Source organism: Burkholderia sp. Bp8992 (assembly GCF_003853705.1).
GTDB lineage: Bacteria > Pseudomonadota > Gammaproteobacteria > Burkholderiales > Burkholderiaceae > Burkholderia.
In genome coordinates, this window is record NZ_QTQI01000001.1 from 114,858 (window position 1) to 137,201 (window position 22,344).

Annotated in this window: 21 protein-coding genes; 11 read left to right on the top strand and 10 right to left on the bottom strand. The window is 66.2% G+C overall.

The window, feature by feature from the left end:
- Positions 1-40: 40 nt before the first annotated feature.
- From DIE03_RS00560 to DIE03_RS00580, 5 genes are all read right to left on the bottom strand, one after another.
- Complete coding sequence (locus DIE03_RS00560; RefSeq protein ID WP_124446478.1) at positions 41-460, bottom strand: organic hydroperoxide resistance protein; 420 nt, start codon at positions 458-460, stop codon at positions 41-43.
- A gap of 152 nt (positions 461-612) precedes the next feature.
- Positions 613-1,065, bottom strand: coding sequence for a MarR family winged helix-turn-helix transcriptional regulator (locus DIE03_RS00565; protein ID WP_124446480.1), 453 nt, complete (start codon positions 1,063-1,065; stop codon positions 613-615).
- A 193-nt stretch (positions 1,066-1,258) separates the two neighbouring features.
- On the bottom strand, positions 1,259-2,068 hold the full coding sequence (locus tag DIE03_RS00570) for a BPSS1780 family membrane protein (protein WP_124446482.1): 810 nt from the start codon (positions 2,066-2,068) through the stop codon (positions 1,259-1,261).
- On the bottom strand, positions 2,059-3,057 hold the full coding sequence (locus DIE03_RS00575) for a homoserine kinase (RefSeq protein ID WP_124446484.1): 999 nt from the start codon (positions 3,055-3,057) through the stop codon (positions 2,059-2,061). Before DIE03_RS00575 ends, DIE03_RS00570 begins: the two co-directional genes overlap by 10 nt.
- Positions 3,058-3,158: 101 nt before the next feature.
- Positions 3,159-3,554 (bottom strand): hypothetical protein, encoded by a 396-nt coding sequence (locus tag DIE03_RS00580; RefSeq protein ID WP_021160838.1) that lies wholly within the window; start codon positions 3,552-3,554, stop codon positions 3,159-3,161.
- A 129-nt stretch (positions 3,555-3,683) separates the two neighbouring features.
- Between DIE03_RS00580 and DIE03_RS00585 the strand changes: the two genes are divergently transcribed.
- Positions 3,684-5,210, top strand: a complete 1,527-nt coding sequence (locus DIE03_RS00585) for an AMP nucleosidase (protein ID WP_124446486.1) — start codon at positions 3,684-3,686, stop codon at positions 5,208-5,210.
- Positions 5,211-5,324: 114 nt separating this feature from the next.
- Here DIE03_RS00585 and DIE03_RS00590 read toward each other — a convergent pair whose 3' ends face one another.
- Both DIE03_RS00590 and DIE03_RS00595 read right to left on the bottom strand, forming a co-directional pair.
- The gene (locus DIE03_RS00590; protein ID WP_124446488.1) at positions 5,325-5,615 is read right to left on the bottom strand and encodes a hypothetical protein; all 291 of its coding nucleotides are present in this window, start codon (positions 5,613-5,615) and stop codon (positions 5,325-5,327) included.
- A gap of 391 nt (positions 5,616-6,006) precedes the next feature.
- Entirely contained in the window at positions 6,007-6,765 is a 759-nt protein-coding gene (locus tag DIE03_RS00595) for a TIGR00730 family Rossman fold protein (RefSeq protein WP_124446490.1), read from the bottom strand.
- 1 nt (position 6,766) lies between these two features.
- Between DIE03_RS00595 and polA the strand changes: the two genes are divergently transcribed.
- The 3 genes from polA to DIE03_RS00610 all read left to right on the top strand — a co-directional run bounded on the left by polA (position 6,767) and on the right by DIE03_RS00610 (position 12,357).
- Positions 6,767-9,520: a DNA polymerase I gene (gene polA / locus DIE03_RS00600; protein ID WP_124446492.1), complete on the top strand. Its 2,754-nt coding sequence runs from the start codon at positions 6,767-6,769 to the stop codon at positions 9,518-9,520.
- A gap of 279 nt (positions 9,521-9,799) precedes the next feature.
- Positions 9,800-11,143, top strand: coding sequence for an NAD(P)/FAD-dependent oxidoreductase (locus tag DIE03_RS00605; RefSeq protein ID WP_124446494.1), 1,344 nt, complete (start codon positions 9,800-9,802; stop codon positions 11,141-11,143).
- Positions 11,144-11,481: 338 nt separating this feature from the next.
- A complete protein-coding gene (locus DIE03_RS00610) occupies positions 11,482-12,357 on the top strand; it encodes a dienelactone hydrolase family protein (protein WP_124446496.1) in 876 nt (291 codons plus the stop codon).
- A 54-nt stretch (positions 12,358-12,411) separates the two neighbouring features.
- Here DIE03_RS00610 and DIE03_RS00615 read toward each other — a convergent pair whose 3' ends face one another.
- A complete protein-coding gene (locus tag DIE03_RS00615) occupies positions 12,412-13,281 on the bottom strand; it encodes a sulfurtransferase (RefSeq protein WP_124446498.1) in 870 nt (289 codons plus the stop codon).
- A 117-nt stretch (positions 13,282-13,398) separates the two neighbouring features.
- The gene (locus DIE03_RS00620) at positions 13,399-14,505 is read right to left on the bottom strand and encodes an aromatic ring-hydroxylating dioxygenase subunit alpha (RefSeq protein ID WP_124446500.1); all 1,107 of its coding nucleotides are present in this window, start codon (positions 14,503-14,505) and stop codon (positions 13,399-13,401) included.
- 270 nt (positions 14,506-14,775) lie between these two features.
- Here DIE03_RS00620 and DIE03_RS00625 point away from each other — a divergent pair, with 270 nt between their 5' ends.
- From DIE03_RS00625 to folE2, 4 genes are all read left to right on the top strand, one after another.
- Positions 14,776-15,069, top strand: coding sequence for an exodeoxyribonuclease VII small subunit (locus DIE03_RS00625; RefSeq protein WP_040139363.1), 294 nt, complete (start codon positions 14,776-14,778; stop codon positions 15,067-15,069).
- Positions 15,066-15,950 (top strand): polyprenyl synthetase family protein, encoded by an 885-nt coding sequence (locus DIE03_RS00630; protein ID WP_006479426.1) that lies wholly within the window; start codon positions 15,066-15,068, stop codon positions 15,948-15,950. The genes DIE03_RS00625 and DIE03_RS00630 overlap by 4 nt, the downstream gene beginning before the upstream one ends.
- Before the next feature lie 81 nt (positions 15,951-16,031).
- Positions 16,032-17,936 (top strand): 1-deoxy-D-xylulose-5-phosphate synthase, encoded by a 1,905-nt coding sequence (gene dxs / locus DIE03_RS00635; protein WP_124446502.1) that lies wholly within the window; start codon positions 16,032-16,034, stop codon positions 17,934-17,936.
- Positions 17,937-18,091: 155 nt separating this feature from the next.
- The gene (gene folE2, locus DIE03_RS00640; protein WP_124446504.1) at positions 18,092-18,901 is read left to right on the top strand and encodes a GTP cyclohydrolase FolE2; all 810 of its coding nucleotides are present in this window, start codon (positions 18,092-18,094) and stop codon (positions 18,899-18,901) included.
- Positions 18,902-18,989: 88 nt separating this feature from the next.
- On the opposite strand, the gene tsaD is transcribed toward folE2, so the two are convergent.
- A complete protein-coding gene (gene tsaD, locus DIE03_RS00650; protein WP_124446506.1) occupies positions 18,990-20,030 on the bottom strand; it encodes a tRNA (adenosine(37)-N6)-threonylcarbamoyltransferase complex transferase subunit TsaD in 1,041 nt (346 codons plus the stop codon).
- A gap of 130 nt (positions 20,031-20,160) precedes the next feature.
- On the opposite strand from tsaD, the gene DIE03_RS00655 reads away from it, so the two are divergent.
- The 3 genes from DIE03_RS00655 to DIE03_RS00665 all read left to right on the top strand — a co-directional run bounded on the left by DIE03_RS00655 (position 20,161) and on the right by DIE03_RS00665 (position 22,340).
- Positions 20,161-21,381, top strand: coding sequence for an NAD(P)/FAD-dependent oxidoreductase (locus DIE03_RS00655; RefSeq protein WP_124446508.1), 1,221 nt, complete (start codon positions 20,161-20,163; stop codon positions 21,379-21,381).
- Between the two features lie 105 nt (positions 21,382-21,486).
- On the top strand, positions 21,487-21,699 hold the full coding sequence (gene rpsU / locus DIE03_RS00660) for a 30S ribosomal protein S21 (RefSeq protein WP_006479415.1): 213 nt from the start codon (positions 21,487-21,489) through the stop codon (positions 21,697-21,699).
- Positions 21,700-21,893: 194 nt separating this feature from the next.
- Positions 21,894-22,340 carry a GatB/YqeY domain-containing protein gene (locus DIE03_RS00665; protein ID WP_124446510.1) on the top strand — a complete coding sequence of 149 codons (447 nt, stop codon included), beginning with the start codon at positions 21,894-21,896 and terminating at the stop codon, positions 22,338-22,340.
- Positions 22,341-22,344: the final 4 nt, after the last annotated feature.

Consider the following 22,344-nt stretch of genomic DNA (forward strand, 5'->3'; position numbering starts at 1 on the left):
GCCGCACGCGCCCTTTTTGTATTGGCGGTCCAGCGTCGCGTCAGACGACCGTCAGGCGCACCGGCACGTTGTTACGAGTGGCGTTCGAATACGGGCACACGTGGTGGGCCTTTTCGACCAGCGCTTGCGCGTCGGCTTTGTCGAGCCCCGGCAGCGACACGCGCAGCTCGATGTCGAGCCCGAAGCCGCCTGCGTCGTTCGGGCCGATACCCACTTCCGCCGTGACCTGCGTATCGGCCGGCAGCGCCTGCTTGTTCTGGCCGGCGACGAATTTCATCGCGCTCAGGAAACAGGCCGAGTAACCTGCGGCAAACAGCTGCTCCGGATTCGTGCCTTCCGCGCCCGTGCCGCCGAGTTCACGCGGTGCGGCCAGCTTCACTTCCAGCTTGCCGTCGGCGGAAACTGCGCGGCCGTCGCGGCCGCCCGTGCTCGTGGCGCTGGTCTTGTACAGAATGTTCATCGTGCAGCTCCTGTCGGGAAAAGGGGAAAAGCGGTCCGGTCAAACGGGATGTCGCCGGCCACGTAGAAAATATAGAACACAAATAATTAGTGTGCAAATGAAATTTGCAAGAAAAAGCCCGGCAGCACCGGGCTGGTCGATCGGCGCGCGCGTCAGCGTTCGTTGGCCGCCGACAGCGCGTCGCGCAACTGCTGGAGATCGGCACGCAGCCTGATCAGGAAGTCGGGTGTCTGCTGCATCGCGCAGAAGAGATCGGCGGGCACCGAGCGCGCGCGATCCTTCAGCGCGCGGCCTTCCGGCGTGACGAGCACGTTCACGACGCGTTCATCGGCCGCGCTGCGCACGCGTTCGACGTAACCGAGTGCTTCCAGCCGCTTGAGCAGCGGCGTGACGGTGGCCGGGTCGAGATCGAGCCGCGCGGCGATGTCCTTCACCGCGATGTCGTCGCGTTCCCACAGCACGAGCATCGCGAGATATTGGGGATAGGTCAGCGACAGCTTGTCGAGTAGCGGCTTGTACGCCTTCGTCATCGCGTGCGAAGTCGAATAGAGCGCGAAGCACAGTTGCTCGTCGAGCGTCTGGGGCAGTGCGGGTGGGCGGTCCATGATTCGGGTGGCGCGGCGGACGCGCGAACAATTTGTACGCAAATTATTTTGCGCGCAAAAGATCGGATTGAACAGGGGCACCCGGCGCGGGTTGCCGGCGGTCGATGCGGGAAAGGGGGGCAGAAGCGCGCCGGGGGCAACCCGGCGCGGTGAGCGGCGTGACGGCCGGCGGTGTGCGCCGGCCGGGGAAGCTTCAGCGGCCCGACGTGGCCGTCGGTGCGCCCGGTTCCTGGACGCCGAAGCAGCCGCGATAGGTCGCGTAGAACGAGCAGTACAGCATCGTGACGATGATGATCGTCACCGGCATCATGATCGTCAGCGCATACGCGCCGGCGCCGAGCGCCTGCAGCAGCAGCGACAGCGCGAGCGACGTGCCGAGCGCGACGGCGAACCACAGCACGCCGTACACGACGAACGCGCCGCGATTGCGCCAGCAGCTGACGACGCTGAAGAACAGCGCCTTCGCGGGCGGCACGTCATGCCACGCGACCAGCACCGGCGCGAACCAGAACAGCATCGCGATCGGCAGATAGAGCAGCGTCGCGAAGAACAGTGCGCCAAGCGTGCCCTGCGCGGCCAGCGCTTCCGGCGTCGTGCTCGCTTCGTCGGCCGCGCCCATCATCGCGTGGAACAGCGCGCCGCCGTCGACGAACGACGAAGCGGCGAACACCAGCACCATCGCCGCGACGTAGATCACGCCGAGCACCAGCAGCCGCTGGGTCGCGACGGTGCCGTAAGAGCGGAAGCCGTCGACGAGGATCGTCGGCATCACGGGCTTGCCGGCCACCGTGTCGCGGCACGCGGCCATGAAGCCGACCGCGACGCCGGGAATGAACACCAGCGGCAGCGCCGAGCCGATCACGGGCACCATCGACACCAGCGTGATCGCCAGCAGGTACGTGAAGAACAGCGTGATGAACGCGAGCGGATTCCGGCGGAACAGCCAGACGCCTTGACGGAACCAGACATAGCCCGTTTTGGCGGGCACTTCGATCAGTTGCATGCGGTTTGGATCTCGGGAAGCGCGGGCGCATGCGCGATACGCTCGCGCAGGATGCGTTCGAAATGGCCGGGGTCGTGCGGCTTGAGCATCTCGGCCGCACGCGGCAGGTAGAAGTCGTACAGGCGCGACACCCAGAAGCGGTACGCGCCCGCGCGCAGCATGTCGCTCCAGTGACGGCGCTCCTCGGCCGTGAACGGGCGAACCGTCTGGTACGCGCGCAGCAGCGCATCGGCGCGCGCGACGTCGAGCACGCCGGTCGCGAGGTCGACGCACCAGTCGTTGACCGTCACCGCGACGTCGAACAGCCACTTGTCGCAGCCCGCGAAATAGAAGTCGAAGAAACCGCCCAGCCGCACGTCGTGGCCGGTGCCGGGCGCCGCGTGCGCGAACAGCACGTTGTCGCGGAACAGGTCGCAATGGCACGGCCCGGCCGGCAGCGCCGCGTAGTCGTCCGACGCGAAGAAGGCCGCCTGGTGCGCGAGTTCGCCTTCGAGCAGCGCGCGTTGCGCGTCGGTGATGAATGGCACGATCGCCGGCACGTTCTCCTGCCACCATGGCAGGCTGCGCAGGTTCGGCTGGTTGCGCGGATAGTCGCGCCCCGCGAGGTGCAGGCGCGCGAGCATCTGCCCGACCTCGATGCAGTGTTCGACCCCCGGCGCGAGTTCGGCCGCGCCGTCGAGCTTCGTGACGATCGCGGCCGGCTTGCCGTGCAGCTCGCCGAACAGCGCGCCGTCGTCACGCGGGACCGGATCCGGCACCGGCACGCCGTGGCCGGCCAGATGACGCATCAGGTCGAGGTAGAACGGCAGCTGCTGCGCCGAGAGCTTTTCGAAGATCGTGAGGACGTACTCGCCGCGCGTCGTCGTCAGGAAGAAATTGCTGTTTTCGATACCGGACGGAATGCCGCGGAACGCAAGCACGTCGCCCAGTTCGTAGTGGCGCATCCATTGCGCGAGATCGGAGTCGGAAACAGCAGTGAAAACGGCCATGCGGGATGCGTCAGGTCAGGGTGTCGGCACGCGGGCGGCGTGCGTCGCGACAGCAGGTGAAGGGAGGCGGCGCGCCGCGAACGATGCGGCGCGCCACGGAATCAGTAGCGCAGGTTCAGCGACGGCAGCCGCGTGATCGGGATGCCCGCGTCGTGCGGCTTCGGCGACGTGTCCGGCGTCGAGCTCATCTGGTAGCGCGTGCCGAAGTTCGACTTCACGTCGATCTCGACCGGCTTGCCGCGATCGCGGTACTCGGTGACCTCGGTGCCGTTCTTGCTCTTTTCGTGGAAGCTCGGCGTGCGGCGGATGTCCGCGAAGTCCACTTTCGACGTGACTTCGGCGCCCGGCCGGTTGATCTTGCGGAGATCGGGCAGGCCGGCGGCCTCGTTGGCCTCGGCCCGGGCCTGCGCGTCGGCGTCAGGCGTGCCGCCGGCGGCGTAAGCGGCGCTGGCGGCGGCAAACGCGGCGGCAGCGACGACGAGAATGAGCGGCTTCATGATGAGTCTCCAGTGAACCTACCGATTTTAGCAAATACTGCGCGCCATCCGGCCCTGACGTGCGCAGGGGCGGCCATAAGCGTGACCGGGTTCCGTGGTAATGTCGTCCGATCAGACGAGGTGATGAAAATGAAGAACGATTTGAGCCGCCGGCACCGTGTGCTGACGCCCGAAAGCCCGTCCGTCGAGGCTTTCGACGATCCGATCGCCGCCGTCGCGCGGCTGTCCGCCATTTACGACACGAATGCGGGTTTCCTGCGCGACGCGTTTGCGCGCTATCGCCGCCACGAACCGATCACCGAGCACGTGCGCGCGTGCTATCCGTTCGTGCGGATCCGCACCGACGTCAACACGCACGTCGATTCGCGCCGCTCGTACGGTTTCGTCGCCGGCCCCGGCGTGTTCGAGACGACGGTCACGCGCCCCGATCTCTTCGCGAACTACTATCGCGAGCAGTTGCGCCTGCTGTCGAAGAACCACCATGTCAAGATCGAGATCGGCGTGTCGTCGCAGCCGATTCCGATTCATTTCGCGTTTCCGGAAGGCATCCATCTCGAGGGCGAGCTCGACCGCGACCGCCTGCTCGCGATGCGCGACATCTTCGACACGCCCGACCTGTCGTATCTCGACGACCGCATCGTCAACGGCACGTTCGAGCCGGCGGCGGGCGAGCCGCATCCGCTCGCGCTGTTCACGGCCGCGCGCGTCGACTTCTCGCTACACCGGCTGCGCCACTACACGGCGACGTCGCCCACGCATTTCCAGAACTACGTGCTCTACACGAACTACCAGTTCTACATCGACGAATTCGTGAAGCTCGGCCGCACGGTGATGACGGAGAGCGACGATCCCGAGGTGCGCGCCTACCGCAGCCAGTACAGTTCGTTCGTCGAACCGGGCGATGTCGTCACGTACAACGCCAACCTCGGCAGCGAGCCGTCCGAGGGCGCCGCGCCGCCGCGCCTGCCGCAGATGCCCGCATATCACCTGAAGCGCGCGGACGGCAGCGGGATCACGATGGTCAACATCGGCGTCGGCCCGTCGAACGCGAAGACGATCACCGATCACATCGCCGTGCTGCGCCCGCACGCGTGGGTGATGCTCGGCCACTGCGCGGGGCTGCGCAACACGCAGCGTCTCGGCGACTACGTGCTTGCGCACGGTTACGTGCGCGAGGATCACGTGCTCGACGACGACCTGCCGCTGTGGGTGCCGATCCCGGCGCTGGCAGAAGTACAGCTCGCGCTCGAGCGCGCGGTGGCCGACGTCACGCGCCTGGAGGGCGCGGAGCTGAAGCGCGTGATGCGTACGGGCACGGTCGCGAGCGTCGACAACCGCAACTGGGAACTGCGCGATCATCGCGAGCCCGTGCAGCGGCTGTCGCAGAGCCGCGCGATTGCACTCGACATGGAAAGCGCGACGATCGCCGCGAACGGTTTCCGCTTCCGCGTGCCGTACGGCACGCTGCTGTGCGTGTCGGACAAGCCGCTGCACGGCGAGCTGAAACTGCCCGGCATGGCCGACACGTTCTATCGCGGGCAGGTCGACCAGCATCTGCAGATCGGCGTGAGGGCGATGGAGATCCTGCGCACGAACGGGCTCGACAAGCTGCATAGCCGCAAGCTGCGGAGCTTTGCGGAAGTGGCGTTCCAGTAACGGCGCCGCGTAGCGGCGCCCGTAACGACAAAGGCCTCGCGCGAACCTGCGTTCGCGCGAGGCCTTCGTCTTTCCGCTTCAGCGCCAGGGCCCGACGGCCCGGCAGTCAAGTGCTCAGCACTCACCCTTCTTCGCGTGTCCCGGCGGGCAGTGATAGCCGCCATGACCGTGATGACGCTCGTGATCTTCCCACTCGCGGCGTTCCCAGTAGCGGCGGCCGTCCCAGTAGCGGTCGCCGTGCCAGCCGACGATGACGGCCGGCGCGGGGGCGACCACGACGGGCGCAGGCGCGACGATGACCGGTGCGGGTGTGCCGATGTTGACGTCGACGTTGACGGCATGAGCGAGGCCGGACAGCGAGAGGCCGAGGCCGGCGAAAGCGAGGGCGATCAGCGAGCGTTGCATGTTCTTTTCCGTGATGTCGTTGTATGAGGCCGGCACGACGCGATGGAAGCGAGGGGGACCGTTCCACCGGGGGAACGCCGCGCCGACACGATGGAGTGTGCGGGCACGTGACGGAAAAGGCTAGGCAGGTTTATTACGGAGGGTTGCCGGCCGGCCAATGCAGGAAGCCGGTACGGGCCCGCGCCATTTGACAATGGCGGGCCGCGGGGGCCGATAGTGACTCCGCCTCATGCAGCGCGGGCTGTGCGCATTTGACATTCGACGGTGCGTGGCCGCGAAGCGGGATTAACGGTGCGTTACAAAGTCATGTGCGGCAGGCTGCAGCAGTCGCACCGGCTGCCGCACATCAAGCAGCACGCCGGCCGTCGGGCCGGCGGCTGCCACGGATGCGTTACAGATAGAACATCCGGTCTTCTTCAGGCCGCGGCGGATGATCGTCGTCGTCCGAACCTTCTTCTTCGCCGCTGTCCTCGTAGAACGCGAGCACGGCGTCGAGCACCTGGTCGGGATCGTCGATCACCTGCATCAGATCCATGTCGTCCGGATTGATCAGGCCCATCGGGATCAGCTGGTCGCGGAACCACTGCAGCAGCCCCTGCCAGAATTCGCTGCCGACGAGAATGATCGGCACGAGGCGCGACTTCTTCGTCTGGATCAGCGTGAGGACTTCGGACAGCTCGTCGAGCGTGCCGAAGCCGCCCGGCATCACGATCACCGCATCCGAGTTCTTCACGAACGTGACCTTGCGCGTGAAGAAATGGCGGAAGCGCAGCGAGATGTCCTGGTAGTGGTTGCCGGCCTGCTCGTGCGGCAGCTCGATGTTCAGGCCGACCGACGGCGCCTTGCCGGCGTGCGCGCCCTTGTTCGCGGCTTCCATGATGCCGGGGCCGCCGCCGGAGATCACGGCGAAGCCGGCGTCGGACAGCTTGCGCGCGATCTGCACGGCGAGCTTGTAGTGCGGCGTGTCGGGTTTGAGGCGGGCAGAGCCGTAGATGCTGACAGCCGGGCGGATCTCCGACAGGTACTCGGTCGCCTCGATAAACTCTGCCATAATCGTGAACATCTGCCACGATGCGCGCGCCTTCTTGGCCGTCGCGCGTTCTTGATCTGCGAGCGAACGCAGACTCGGAATCACTTTTCTCTTGTTCATAATGCCTGAAGAACGAAATCTGGAAGGTAAGACCCTGCTATTGGTTGACGGTTCGAGCTATCTCTATCGGGCTTACCATGCGATGCCTGATTTGCGTGGCCCTGGCGGGGAGCCGACCGGAGCGCTCTACGGAATCATCAACATGCTGCGCCGTATGCGCAAGGAAGTCAGTGCAGAGTATAGCGCTTGCGTGTTTGATGCAAAGGGCAAGACGTTCCGTGACGACCTTTATGCCGACTATAAGGCAAACCGTCCGTCGATGCCGCCTGATCTCGCATTGCAGGTCGAACCGATCCACGGCGCCGTGCGCGCGCTCGGCTGGCCGCTGCTGATGGTCGAAGGCGTCGAGGCCGACGACGTGATCGGCACGCTCGCGCGCGAAGCCGAACGGCACGGGATGAACGTGATCGTGTCGACCGGCGACAAGGATCTCGCGCAGCTCGTGACCGACCACGTCATGCTCGTCAACACGATGACCAACGAGACGCTCGACCGCGACGGCGTGATCGCGAAGTTCGGCGTGCCGCCCGAGCGCATCATCGATTACCTCGCGCTGATCGGCGATACCGTCGACAACGTGCCGGGCGTCGAGAAATGCGGGCCGAAGACAGCCGTGAAATGGCTCGCGCAATACGACAGCCTCGACGGCGTGATCGAACACGCGGGCGAGATCAAGGGTGTGGTCGGCGACAACCTGCGCCGCGCACTCGACTTCCTGCCGCTCGGCCGCCAGCTCGTGACCGTCGACACGGCATGCGATCTCGCACCGCATCTCGAATCGATCGAGGCGTCGCTGAAGAGCGACGGCGAGGCGCGCGACCTGCTGCGCGACATCTTCGCGCGGTACGGCTTCAAGACGTGGCTGCGCGAAGTCGAGAGCGCACCGGCCGAAGGCAACGGCGCCGATGCGCCGGAAGGCGAGCCGGCCCCGGTGATCGCGGCCGACGTCGTGCGCGAATACGACACGATCCAGACCTGGGAACAGTTCGACGCATGGTTCGCGAAGATCGATGCGGCCGCACTGACCGCGTTCGACACCGAAACCACCGCGCTCGACCCGATGCTCGCACGGCTCGTCGGCCTGTCGTTCTCGGTCGAGCCGGGCAAGGCGGCGTACCTGCCGGTCGCGCACCGCGGCCCCGACATGCCCGAGCAGCTGCCGATCGACGAAGTGCTCGCCCGCCTGAAGCCGTGGCTCGAATCGGCCGATCGCAAGAAGGTCGGCCAGCACCTGAAGTACGACGCGCAGGTGCTCGCGAACTACGACATCGCGCTGAACGGCATCGAGCACGACACGCTGCTCGAATCGTACGTGGTCGAATCGCACCGCACGCACGACATGGACAGCCTCGCGCTGCGTCATCTGGGCGTCAAGACGATCAAGTACGAAGACGTCGCGGGCAAGGGCGCGAAGCAGATCGGTTTCGACGAAGTGGCGCTCGCGCAGGCCGCCGAATACGCGGCCGAAGACGCGGACATCACGTTGCAGCTTCATCACGCGCTGTATCCGCAGGTCGCGCGCGAGCCGGGCCTCGAGCGCGTGTACCGTGAGATCGAGATGCCGGTGTCGCTCGTGCTGCGCAAGATGGAGCGTACGGGCGTGCTGATCGACGATGCGCGCCTGCAGGCGCAAAGCACCGAGATCGCGACGCGCCTGATCGAGCTCGAAGCGCAGGCGTACGAACTGGCGGGCGGCGAATTCAATCTCGGCTCGCCGAAGCAGATCGGGCAGATCTTCTTCGAGAAGCTGCAGTTGCCGGTCGTGAAGAAGACGCCGAGCGGCGCGCCGTCGACCGACGAAGAGGTGCTGCAGAAGCTGGCGGAGGACTACCCGCTGCCGAAGCTGCTGCTCGAGCATCGCGGGCTGTCGAAGCTGAAGTCGACCTATACCGACAAGCTGCCGCGCATGGTGAACCCGTCGACGGGCCGCGTGCACACGAACTATGCGCAGGCCGTCGCGGTGACGGGCCGCCTCGCATCGAACGATCCGAATCTTCAGAACATTCCGGTGCGCACGGCCGAAGGCAGGCGCATCCGCGAGGCGTTCATCGCGTCGCCGGGCCACCGGATCGTGTCGGCCGACTATTCGCAGATCGAACTGCGGATCATGGCGCACATCTCGGGCGACGCGTCGCTGCTGCGCGCGTTCTCGCAGGGCGAGGACATTCACCGCGCGACGGCCGCCGAAGTGTTCGGCGTGACGCCGCTGGAGGTCAATTCCGACCAGCGCCGGATCGCGAAGGTGATCAACTTCGGGCTCATCTACGGGATGAGCGCGTTCGGCCTCGCGTCGAACCTCGGCATCACGCGCGATGCGGCGAAGCTCTATATCGACCGCTATTTCGCCCGCTACCCGGGCGTCGCGCAGTACATGGAAGACACGCGCTCGCTGGCGAAGGAGAAGGGCTACGTCGAAACCGTTTTCGGCCGCCGCCTGTGGCTGCCGGAGATCAACGGCGGCAACGGCCCGCGCCGCCAGGCGGCCGAGCGCGCGGCCATCAATGCGCCGATGCAGGGCACGGCGGCCGACCTGATCAAGCTGTCGATGATCGCGGTGGACGACTGGCTCACGCGCGACAAGCTCGCGTCGCGGATGATCATGCAGGTGCACGATGAACTGGTACTCGAGGTGCCCGACGACGAGCTGTCGCTGGTGCGCGAGAAACTGCCGGAAATGATGTGCGGCGTCGCGAAGCTGAAAGTGCCGCTCGTCGCCGAAGTGGGGGCCGGCGCGAACTGGGAAGAGGCACACTGACGCACCCCCGTGCGGTTCGCGTTCCCCGCGGCATATTGTTGCAGGGATGCTGAATATCGAGATGGTTTGCTTGTGGTCAACGCGCAAGCTCCCGGACAATGCATGTCAGTCATGTCATTGACGTGGGGCGGCGCGCCCCGCGTTCCGGGGCCGGACGCATCGAAGTGTTTCGAACTGCACAACGATGATGTCCGAACCGGTTAATCCACCGGGCGGCGCGAACGGATCGCGTTTGCTTCGTCCGGCGGCAGCAGTATCGAATCGCAAAGGGGGAATCAGATGCATCGGATCATCATCGTAGGCGGAGGCGCGGGCGGCCTGGAACTGGCGACGCGGCTCGGCGACCGTTACGGCGCGCGCGGCAATCGTCCCGCGCGTGCACTCGTCACGCTCGTCGACCGCAATCCGACCCACATCTGGAAACCGCTGCTGCACGAAGTCGCGGCCGGCAGCATGGACCCGTTCACGCAGGAGCTCGAATATGCGGCGCAGGCGCGCTGGCACGGCTTCGAGTTCCAGCAGGGCGGCCTGAGCGGGCTCGACCGCACCGCGAAACGCATCACGATCGCGCCGGTCAGCGACAGCGACGGCGAGGAACTGCTGCCGGCGCGCGAGCTGGAATACGACACGCTCGTGATCGCGATCGGCAGCACGACCCACTTCTTCGGCGTGCAGGGCGCAGCGGAAAACGCGATCGCGCTCGATACGGTTGGTGAGGCCGAGCGTTTCCGCAAGCGGCTGATCGCCGCGTGCATGCGTGCCGAGCACCAGAGCCCGGCGCCGGCTGTATCGGGCGCACCGGGCGAAGCGGCAGAGCCGCGCATCCAGGTTGCGATCGTCGGCGGCGGCGCCACCGGCGTCGAGCTGTCCGCCGAGCTGCGCAACACCGCGCAAGTGTTGTCGGTCTACGGGCTGCACAAGCTCGATCCGCGGCACGACGTCGGCATCGTGCTGATCGAATCGGGGCCGCGGATCCTCCCGGCGTTGCCGGAGCGCGTGTCGTCGGCGACGGCCGAACTGCTCGAAAAGATCGGCGTGCGGCTGATGCTCTCCGAGCGCGTGACGGAGGTGGCGCCCGGGGCCGTCCACACGGCGAGCGGCAAGACGATACGTGCCGACCTGACGGTCTGGGCTGCCGGCATCAAGGCGCCGTCCGTGCTCGCGAATCTCGATGGACTCCAGGTCAACAAGCTTGGCCAGCTCGACGTGCGCCGCACGCTGCAGACTTTCACCGACGACAACATCTTCGCGCTCGGCGATTGCGCGGCATGCGCGTGGCCCGGCAACGAGCGCAACGTGCCGCCGCGCGCGCAGGCCGCGCACCAGCAGGCGAGCTTCCTGCTGAAGGCGATCGGCTGCCGGCTCGAAGGGCGTCCGCTGCCGGAATTCACGTATCGCGACCTGGGCTCGCTCGTGTCGCTCGGCCATTTCAGCGCAGTGGGCAACCTGATGGGCGGGCTGATCGGCGGCAACATGCTGATCGAAGGGCTGTTCGCACGCTTCATGTACATGTCGCTGTACCGGATGCACATCGCCGCGCTGCACGGCTATCCGCGGATGATGCTCGATACGGTCGCGCACTGGCTGCGGCGTACGACGCTGCCGCGCGTCAAGCTGCACTGATTGCGCGTTCGCGGGCAAGGCGGGCGGGGAGTGCGCAGGTCGCGCGTATTCTCCGCCCGTCGTTGTTTGCAGATAGAGACCATTTTGCCCGCGCGTCTTTCGTTTCAGTCCGCGAGCATCAGGCCGAGTCGCGGCGATCGACGGGGTCGGCGCAACGCGCCGTAATCGAGTCTTACATATCTGACAGTTGACGCGACAACGGATAATTGGGCATCGTGTCCGGGTTTCCGTTTGCGGCAGGGTGCCAACCGCCGCGACATCCGCGCCGCGTGCCGGCGCGATGCCCCGTCATACGCATCCAGAATCGTGGCGGCGGCGCTCAATCGAGGAGTGCATTCATGTTGAAACCCGAAGTCGACAGCCTGGTTCCCCACGTTCCGTTCTCGCGCCGCAAGTTCATGCAGGCCGCGCTGGGTGGCACTTTCGCGGCGGCCGTGCTGCCCGTTTCGGCGCAGACGGTCACGACCGACAGCGCCGGGCTGGACGTCGACACCATCGAGATCCGCTCGGGCGACGCGAGCGTGCCGGCCTATCGTGCGCAGCCGGCCGGCAAGACGAACCTGCCGGTCGTCATCGTGATTCACGAGATCTTTGGCGTGCACGCGCATATCGCCGACGTCTGCCGCCGCTTCGCGAAGCTCGGCTATCTCGCGATTGCGCCCGACCTGTTCGCGCGGCAGGGCAATGCGGCCAAGTATCCGACGATCCAGGCGCTCGTCGAAAACATCGTCAGCAAGGTGCCGGACCGACAGGTCACCGAGGATCTCGATGCAACGGTCGCATGGGCCGGCAAGAACGGCGGCGACCTGTCTCGCCTCGGCGTGACGGGGTTCTGCTGGGGCGGCCGCCAGGCGTGGCTGTATGCGGAACACAACTCGCACGTGCGTGCGGCCGTGGCCTGGTACGGGTTCGTCGAAGGCAAGACCGACGAGATGACGCCGTTCAATCCGGTCGATCATGCGTCGTCGCTGAAGGTGCCCGTGCTCGGGCTGTACGGCGAGAAGGATCAGAACATCACGCAGGCGTCGCTCGCGGACATGCGCAAGGCGATCCAGGCGAGCGATTCGAAGCTCGCGCGCGAATCGGAGATCGTCGTGTATCCGGATGCCGGTCACGCATTCTTCGCCGACTACCGGCCGAGCTATGTGAAGGCCGATGCCGAGGACGGCTGGAAGCGCGCGATCGAGTGGTTCCACAAGTTCGGCGTGATGTAAACGACAAGCGGCGGCCCATGCCGCCGCTTCGTCACTGCTGCGCGGTGCCGGCGCTTACGGCGTCGGGCCGGTTGCGATCGGCCGCGACGGATCGGCGCTCCATTCGCTCCACGAGCCCGGGTACAGCGATGCGCCGTGCAGGCCCGCCACTTCCATCGCCAGCGCGTTGTGGCACGCGGTCACGCCGGAGCCGCATTGCAGGATCACGCGGTTCGGCTCGGTGCCGGCCAGCACGGTCGAGAACGCCTCACGCAGTTCGTGGCCGGTCTTGAAGCGGCCGTCGGCGTTCAGGTTGTCCTTGAAGAAACGGTTGCGTGCGCCGGGGATGTGGCCGCCGACACGATCGATCGTTTCGTTTTCGCCGCGGTAGCGATCCGGTGCGCGTGCATCGATCACGACGCGCGTGGGCGACGTCACGTTCGCGAGCACGGCCGCCGCGTCGACCGTCGACTCGAGCGGCGCGGCCGCGCGGAAATCGCCTGCGGCCGGTTGCGGCACGTCGGCCGTCAGCGGCTGGCCGGCCGCTTCCCAGGCCTGCAGGCCGCCGTCGAGCACGGCGACCGAATCATGGCCGAGCCAGCGCAGCAGCCACCACAGGCGTGCCGCATACGCGCCGCCTTGCGCGTCGTATGCCACGACCTGCTGGCCCTGCTTGAGGCCGCGGCTGGCGAGCAGCGTCGCGAATGCGTCGCGGGTCGGCAGCGGATGGCGGCCGTTGGTGCCGGTCTTGCGGCCCGACAGGTCGCGGTCGAGATGAAGGTACTGTGCGCCGGGGAGATGGCCGGCCGCATAGGCCGCTTCCCCGGCGCCGGGATCGGCGAGATCGAAGCGGCAGTCGAACAGGACGACGCTGCCGGGCGCCGCGGCCAGGCGCTCGGCGAGATTGGCGGCGGAGATGAGCGTGGTGTAATGAGTGTGTGGCATGACGACTCCCTGGAGTGCAATGGGCCTGACACTCCAAGTCTAAACAAAAAAAGACGGGCCGAAGCCCGTCTTTTCGTATGCGCTATGCCGCACGGCGTCAAAGCGCCGCACCGGGTGTCAGAGGTCGCCGAGGTGGCGGCGCAGGAACTCGTGGAAGTGCTGCATGCCGTCTTCCATCGGGCTCTGGTACGGGCCGACCTGCGACTCGCCGCGGGCCATCAGTGCACGGCGGCCTGCGTCCATCCGCATCGCGATCTCGTCGTCCTCGACGGCCGTTTCCATATAGGCGGCGCGCTCGGCCTCGACGAATTCGCGTTCGAACAGCGCGATTTCCTCGGGGTAATAGAACTCGACGATGTTGGTCGTCTTCTGCGGGCCGCGCGGGATCAGCCACGACACGACGAGCACGTGCGGATACCACTCGATCATCAGGCCCGGGTAGTAGACCATCCAGATCGCGCCGAACTCCGGCGGTACGCCGTTGCGGAACTTCAGCACCTGCTCGTGCCATTTCTGGTAAGTCGCGCTGCCCGGCTTCGCGAGGGCGTTGTGCACGCCGACCGTCTGCACGCTGTACCAGTCGCCGAACTCCCACTTGAGGTCGTCGCACGACACGAAGCTGCCGAGGCCCGGATGGAACGGGACGACGTGGTAATCCTCGAGGTAGACCTCGATGAACGTCTTCCAGTTGTAGTCGCACTCGTGCACTTCGACGTGATCGAAGTGGTACTCGGAGAAGTCGAAGTGATGCTTCGTGCCGAGGTTGGCGAGATCGCGCGCGACATGGCGGCCTTCAGCCTCGAACAGCAGCCCCTGCCAGTTTTGCAGCGGGCTCTTGCCGAGGTTCAGGCACGGCTTGTCGGGGAAGTGCGGCGCGCCGAGCAACTCGCCTTCCAGGTCGTACGTCCAGCGGTGCAGCGGGCACACGATATTCTGTGTGTGGCCGCGCCCGTTGAGCATGATTGCCTGCCGGTGACGGCAGACGTTCGACAGCAGTTCGATCTGGTTCGTCTGGTTGCGGACCAGCACGCGGCCTTCCTTCTCGGACGGCAGCGCAAAATAATCCCCCGCCTCGGGCACCATCAACTCGTGCCCGACGTAACGAGGTCCTTTCTTGAAGAGGGTTTCGATCTCGCGCTCGAGTAGCGCCTCATCGAAATATGCAGTGACTGGAAGCTGGCTGTGAGCCGACTTCAACTGAAGCGCGTCGCTCAGATTGGACATTCCCACTCCCGGTGTTAGCGTGAAAGCAGTGAACAACCCAACCATCGAAAAATCGATTTAGGGAAACGGAGAATTATACCCGGTTCGCCTCGCAAGGCTAGGATTAAGTGCCTGATTTGTGTCAATTTTTTGTCCGCGAGCCATCGAAAGGCGCACACTGTGCATGGGAGATGGGGCCGGAATTGTGTCCGGGTGCCCACGACGGCAGGTCGGAAAATTCTCTTTTGCCGTAGAATGTCCGACTTGTTTTGAAATTTGACACCCTCGTCCATGGCGAAAACCGCATCCCCAGGCGCCACGCCGCCCGGCAATGGCACCGAACCGTTGCCGGACAATTACGAGACGGCGCTCGCGGAACTCGAGACGCTGGTTGCCCGGATGGAAGGCGGCGCGTTGAGCCTCGAGGATTCGCTGGCGGCGTATCGCCGCGGTGCGACCCTCGTTGCGTTTTGCCAACAGCAGCTTGAGAAAGTGGAGCAGCAGGTCCGCGTGCTCGACGGCGCGACGCTGAAGCCGCTTTCGTCCGGAACGGCCGCCACGGACGGCGAAGACGACGATCTATGACATTCGAACAATGGATGCGGTCTGTGCTTGACCGTGTCGAAGACGCACTCGGCCACTATCTGCCCGCTGAAACCGCGATGCCCGCGAAGCTCCACGAGGCGATGCGCTACGCGGTCCTCGGTGGCGGCAAGCGTGTTCGCCCGCTGCTGTGCCATGCAGCAGGCGAACTGACCGGCGCGACGGAAGCGGCACGCAACGCGGCAGCGGCGGCGCTGGAGATGATCCACGTCTACTCGCTCGTGCACGACGACATGCCGTGCATGGACGACGACGCATTGCGCCGCGGCAAGCCGACCGTGCACGTGCAGTACGACGAGCCGACGGCACTGCTGGTCGGCGATGCGCTGCAGTCGCAGGCATTCGTTGCGCTGACCGACGCCGATGCGCTGTCGCCGGTGCAGCAGGCTGCGCTCGTGCGCGAACTGGCGCTCGCGAGCGGCTCGATCGGCATGGCCGGCGGGCAGGCGATCGACCTGGCGAGCGTCGGCCTCAAGCTGACGCGCGAACAGCTCGAGACGATGCACCGGATGAAGACCGGCGCACTGCTGCGCGCGGCCGTCCGGATGGGTGCGCTGGCCGGCGAGACGCCTTCGGCGGAAACGATGGCGGCGCTCGACGTCTATGCGGGGGCCGTGGGTCTGGCCTTCCAGGTCGTCGACGACATTCTCGACGTCACGACCGATTCGGCGACGCTCGGCAAGACGGCCGGCAAGGATGCGGCGAACGACAAGCCGACCTACGTATCGATCCTCGGCCTGGAGGCGTCGCGCGAGTTGGCCGCGCAGTTGCGCGCCGAAGCGCACGACGCGCTGAAACCGTTCGGCGCACGCGCACAGCGTCTCGCCGAACTTGCCGACCTGGTAGTGAACCGGGTCAGCTGACGCGAAAGCCCGCCGCCGCGCACACGCTACGGTGCGTGCAACAGAATGCGGGCGCGTTTGATTTCCTACAATGGAACGACGATGTACGACTTGCTGAAAACCATCGACGACCCGGCGGATTTGCGCCGCCTCGATCGTCGCCAACTGCAACCGCTCGCGGATGAACTGCGCGCGTTCGTGCTCGACAGCGTGTCGAAGACGGGCGGCCATTTGTCGTCCAATCTCGGGACGGTCGAGCTGACGATCGCGTTGCACTACGTGTTCAACACGCCGAACGATCGCATCGTCTGGGACGTGGGCCACCAGACCTACCCGCACAAGATCCTGACGGGCCGCCGCGACCAGATGCATTCGCTGCGTCAGCAGGACGGCATCTCGGGCTTCCCGCGCCGCAGCGAGTCCGAATACGACACGTTCGGCACCGCGCACTCGAGCACGTCGATCTCGGCCGCGCTCGGCATGGCGATCGGCAGCCAGCTGAACGGCGACGACCGCTTCTCGATCGCCGTGATCGGCGACGGCGCGATGACGGCCGGCATGGCGTTCGAGGCGATGAACAACGCGGGCGTGTCGGAAGACGCGAAGGTGCTCGTGATCCTGAACGACAACGACATGTCGATCTCGCCGCCGGTCGGCGCGCTGAATCGCCATCTCGCCCGCCTGATGTCGGGCCGCTTCTATGCGGCTGCGCGTGCAGGTGTCGAGCGCGTGCTGAGCGTGGCGCCGCCGGTGCTCGAACTCGCGCGCAAGCTCGAGGAGCACGCGAAGGGCATGGTCGTGCCGGCCACGCTGTTCGAGGAGTTCGGCTTCAACTACATCGGCCCGATCGACGGTCACGATCTCGATTCGCTGATCCCGACGCTGCAGAACATCCGCGAACTGCGCGGTCCGCAGTTCCTGCACGTGGTGACGAAGAAAGGCCAGGGCTACAAGCTCGCCGAAGCCGATCCCGTGCTCTATCACGGCCCCGGCAAGTTCAATCCGGCCGAGGGCATCAAGCCGTCGACCACGCCCGCGAAGAAGACGTACACGCAGGTGTTCGGCGAGTGGCTGTGCGATGAAGCCGAGCGCGATACGCGCGTCGTCGGCATCACGCCCGCCATGCGCGAAGGCTCGGGCATGGTCGAGTTCGAGAAGCGCTTCAAGGATCGCTACTACGACGTCGGCATCGCCGAGCAGCACGCGGTGACGTTCGCGGGCGGCCTCGCGACCGAAGGGCTGAAGCCCGTCGTCGCGATCTACTCGACGTTCCTGCAGCGTGCATACGACCAGCTGATCCACGACGTCGCGCTGCAGAACCTGCCGGTCGTGTTCGCGATCGACCGCGCGGGCCTCGTCGGCGCGGACGGCGCGACGCACGCCGGTGCATACGATCTCGCGTTCATGCGCTGCATCCCGAACATGACGATCATGGCCGCATCCGACGAGAACGAATGCCGTCAGATGCTGCACACGGCGCTGCAGCAGCCGAACCCGACGGCGGTGCGCTATCCGCGCGGCGCGGGCACGGGCGTGGCGACGGTGAAGGAATTCACCGAGATCCCGCTCGGCAAGGGTGAAGTGCGCCGCCGGACGTCGCAGCCGGAAGGCAAGCGCGTCGCGATCCTCGCATTCGGCACGATGGTCGCACCGTCGCTGGCTGCGGGCGAGGAACTCGACGCAACGGTCGCGAACATGCGTTTCGTGAAGCCGGTCGACGCCGCGCTCGTGCGCGAACTCGCCAAAACGCACGACTACCTCGTCACCGTCGAGGAAGGCTGCGTGATGGGTGGTGCGGGCTCGGCCTGCGTGGAAGCCCTGATGGAGAGTGGGGTTATCCGACCCGTACTACAATTGGGCCTCCCTGACCTGTTCATCGATCACGGCGATCCCGCGAAGCTGCTGTCGCAATGCGGCCTCGACGGCGCGGGCATCGCGAAATCGATTCGCGAACGCTTTCTGAACCCGGCGGCCGATGTCGCCGGTCAGGCGAAGCGCGTCGCATAAGCTGGTGCCGCCTGCGGGCGGTGCCGGTGCGACTGGCGCAACCGGTCTTCATTGATGCGGAAAACATGGGCCTGCGGGCCCATGTTGCTTTTCCGGCTGCCGCGTGACGCGGCGTGCGCGTCGTCGAACGCGCGGCTTACAAGGATTGAACAAAGATGAACCAGATGAATCCCGCCTTCGTGATGCCCGACGTGCAGAGCACGGTGGATACCCGTCAGATCCCGATTCAGCGCGTGGGCGTGAAGGCGGTCCGGCATCCGTTGACGGTGTGCACCGAAAGCGGCGACGTGCAGCCGAGCGTCGGTGTCTGGAACCTCGACGTCCGCCTGCCTGCCGACCAGAAGGGTACGCACATGTCGCGCTTCGTCGCGCTGCTCGAGGAGAATCGCGCACCGCTGACGGTCGAGCGCTTCCGCGCGATGCTCGCGTCGATGCTTGAGAAGCTCGAAGCCGAAGCCGGCCGCATCGAGGTCACGTTCCCGTATTTCGTGAACAAGACGGCGCCGGTGTCGGGCGTGCAGAGCCTGCTCGACTATGAAGTGACGCTCGCGGGCGAAAGCCGCAACGGCGACACGCGCCTGTTCCTGAAGGTGCTCGTGCCGGTGACGAGCCTGTGCCCGTGCTCGAAGAAGATCTCGCAGTACGGCGCGCACAATCAGCGCTCGCACGTGACGATCGATGCCGAACTCGCGGCCGACCTGCCGGTCGAGGCGCTGATCCGCATCGCGGAAGAGGAAGCGTCGTGCGAACTGTGGGGCCTGCTGAAGCGCCCGGACGAGAAGTTCGTCACCGAGCGTGCATACGAGAATCCGAAGTTCGTGGAGGATCTCGTGCGCGACGTCGCGCAGCGTCTCGATGCGGACGAGCGCGTGGTTGCCTACGTGCTCGAAGCCGAGAACTTCGAGTCGATCCACAATCACAGCGCGTATGCGCTGATCGAGCGCGACAAGCGCCTCGCTGCATGACACTGCGTTTTTCGCCGCGCCCATGAAGAAGGCCGCTCGAACCGAGCGGCCTTTTTGTTTTCCCGCTTGCGGTGTTGCGCTGCGCGGTTCAGCGTGCGAGCGACGCGAGATCCCAGCGCGGCTTCACCGTGAACGCGTAGTCGGCATTGGCCTGCTCGGGCCAGCGGCCGAGCCGCAGTGCGCCTGCGAGCGCGATCATTGCGCCGTTGTCGGTGCAGAGCGCGAGATCGGGGTAGTGCACGTCGAAGCCGCGCTTGGCGGCGGCGGCCGACAGTGCCGCGCGCAACTGACGGTTCGCACCGACGCCGCCCGCGACCACGAGGCGCTTGAGCCTGGTCTTCTTCAGCGCGGCGAGCGATTTCGCGACGAGCACGTCGACGGCCGCGTCGACGAAGCCGCGCGCGAGGTCGGCTTTCGCGCGGTCGAGCGCTTCGCCTTCCAGCTTCGCCGCTTCGAACTTCTTCATCTGCGTGAGCACGGCCGTCTTGAGGCCGCTGAAGCTGAAGTCGAGATCGCCCGAGTGCAGCATGGGGCGCGGCAGCACGACTGCACCCGGCGTGCCCGTCTCGGCGAGCTTCGACACTTCCGGGCCGCCCGGATAGCCGAGGCCGATCAGTTTCGCCGTCTTGTCGAACGCTTCACCGGCTGCGTCGTCGAGCGTTTCGCCGAGCGTCTCGTACACGCCGACGTCGGTCACGCGCATCAGTTGCGTATGGCCGCCGGACACCAGCAGCGCGATGAACGGAAACGGCGGCGGCTCGTCGACGAGCAGCGGCGACAGCAGGTGGCCTTCGAGGTGATGGATGCCGACGGTCGGCTTGTTCCATGCGAGGGCGAGCGCATTGGCGATGCTCGCGCCGACCAGCAGCGCGCCGGCCAGGCCGGGGCCCTGCGTAAAGGCGATCGCGTCGATGTCGTCGCGGCGCGTGCCGCTTTGGGCCATCACTTCCTCGAGCAGCGGCAGCGCGCGGCGGATGTGGTCGCGCGACGCGAGCTCGGGCACGACGCCGCCGTAGTCGCGGTGCATGGCGATCTGCGAATGGAGCGCGTGCGCGAGCAGGCCGCGCTGCGTGTCGTAGAGCGCGAGGCCGGTTTCGTCGCAGGAGCTTTCGATGCCGAGAACGAGCATGGGTACGGGCAGGGCGCGCCGTGTCGGGCGCACCGCAGGAAGGTCAACGTAACCGGAAATTATAGCAGGCGAGGGCTGGCCGCCACTGGCGGCGGCCCGGGCTCGATGCCGGGCAGGTACAATCCGCGCCATGGAAACTTATGACATCGCCGTGATCGGCGCGGGCGCCGCCGGGATGATGAGCGCCGCGGTCGCCGGGCAGCTCGGCCGCCGCGTCGTGCTGATCGATCACGCGCCGCGGCTCGCCGAGAAGATCCGCATCTCGGGCGGCGGCCGCTGCAACTTCACGAACCTGTACGCGGGCCCCGACAACTATCTGTCGTCGAATCCGCATTTCGCACGCTCGGCACTGGCGCGCTATACGCCGCGCGACTTCCTCGGGCTGCTCAAGCGCCATCACGTGACCTGGCACGAAAAGCACAAGGGTCAGCTTTTTTGCGACCACGGCAGCGACGCGATCATCGACGTGCTGAAGCACGAGTGCGACGCGGGCGGCATCGCGTGGCGCCGGCCCGTCGTCGTCGACGCGGTGCGCCACGCGCCGGCCGACGGCTTCGTGCTCGACACGCAGCAGGCGGGGGCGATCGGTGCGCGCGCACTGATCATCGCGACGGGCGGCCTGTCGATCCCGAAGATCGGCGCGACCGACTTCGGCTACCGGCTGGCGAAGCAGTTCGGCCACAAGCTCGTCGATACGCGGCCCGCGCTCGTGCCGCTGACGTTCGCGCAGCAGGACTGGGAGCCGTTCGCGGCGCTGTCGGGCGTGTCGCTGGAGGTGCGCGTGTCGACGGGCGACAAGAAGCGCGGCGGCGAATTCGTCGAGGACCTGCTGCTGACCCATCGCGGCCTGTCCGGGCCCGGCATCCTGCAGATCTCGAGCTACTGGCAGCCCGGCGACCCGATCCGCGTCGACCTGCTGCCGCAGCGCGACACGGTGGCCGACCTGCTCGACGCGAAGCGTACGTCGAAGCGCCAGATCGGTTCGCTGCTCGCCGACTGGGTGCCGTCGCGCCTCGCCCATGCGTGGCTCGACACGCATTGCGTCGCGGCCGACGCGCGGCTCGCGGACCTGCCCGACAAGACGCTGCGCCAGATCGGCGAGGCGCTGTCTGGCTGGACGCTGACGCCGAACGGCACCGAGGGCTACAAGAAGGCCGAAGTGACGAAGGGCGGGGTCGATACGCGGGAGCTGTCGTCGGCGACGATGATGAGCGCGCGCGTGCCGGGGCTGTTCTTCGTCGGCGAGGCGGTGGACGTGACGGGCTGGCTCGGCGGCTACAACTTCCAGTGGGCGTGGGCGTCCGGCACGGCGGCCGGGCAGGCCGCGGCGGAGTATTCGCGGGGCGCCTGACGGCCCGGCCCGTTTAAGCGGACCCGGCCCCCGCGCCTTTGGACAATCCAATCGCTCTGCTATACTCGGTAGTCTTTCCCTGCAAACCTTTATTCGTGTCGGATCATGACGATCATTCGCGTTAAAGAGAACGAGCCGTTCGAAGTTGCAATGCGTCGCTTCAAGCGCACGATCGAGAAGAACGGTCTGCTGACCGAACTTCGCGCGCGCGAGTTTTACGAGAAGCCGACCGCGGAGCGCAAGCGCAAGAAGGCCGCTGCAGTGAAGCGTCATTACAAGCGGATTCGCAGCCAGACGTTGCCGAAGAAGCTGTACTGAACGATTGGGCGCCGCGCGGTTCGCTGAGCGGCGCACCGGCGACTCCGCGCGATCGGGTACGATCGCGCAGCCGATCAGGCGGCGAGTCGCCGATGCCGGATTCGAGCAACCCGCTTGAGACACTGTCCCAAGCGGGTTTTTGTGTTGACGCCCATTCGCGGGCGTCGGATTCACGTTTCCATTCCGGGTGAAAGATGAGTTTGAAAGAGCAGATCAGCGAAGACATGAAGGCCGCGATGCGCGCGAAGGAAAGCGAGCGCCTGGCGACGATTCGCCTGCTGATGGCCGCGATCAAGCAGCGCGAGGTCGATGATCGTGTCACGCTCGACGACGCGGGCATCACGGCCGTGATCGACAAGATGATCAAGCAGCGCAAGGATTCGATCAGCCAGTTCCAGGCTGCCGGCCGCGACGACCTCGTCGCGAAGGAGCAGGCCGAGCTGACCGTGCTGGGCGGCTACATGCCCGCGCAACTGTCGGACGCCGAAGTGGCGGCCGAAATCCAGGCGGCGGTCGCGCAAACCGGCGCAGCCGGCCCGCAGGACATGGGCAAGGTGATGGGCGTGCTGAAGGGCAAGCTCGCCGGCCGTGCCGACATGACGGCCGTTTCCGCGCAGGTCAAGGCCGCGCTCACGAAGTAAAACC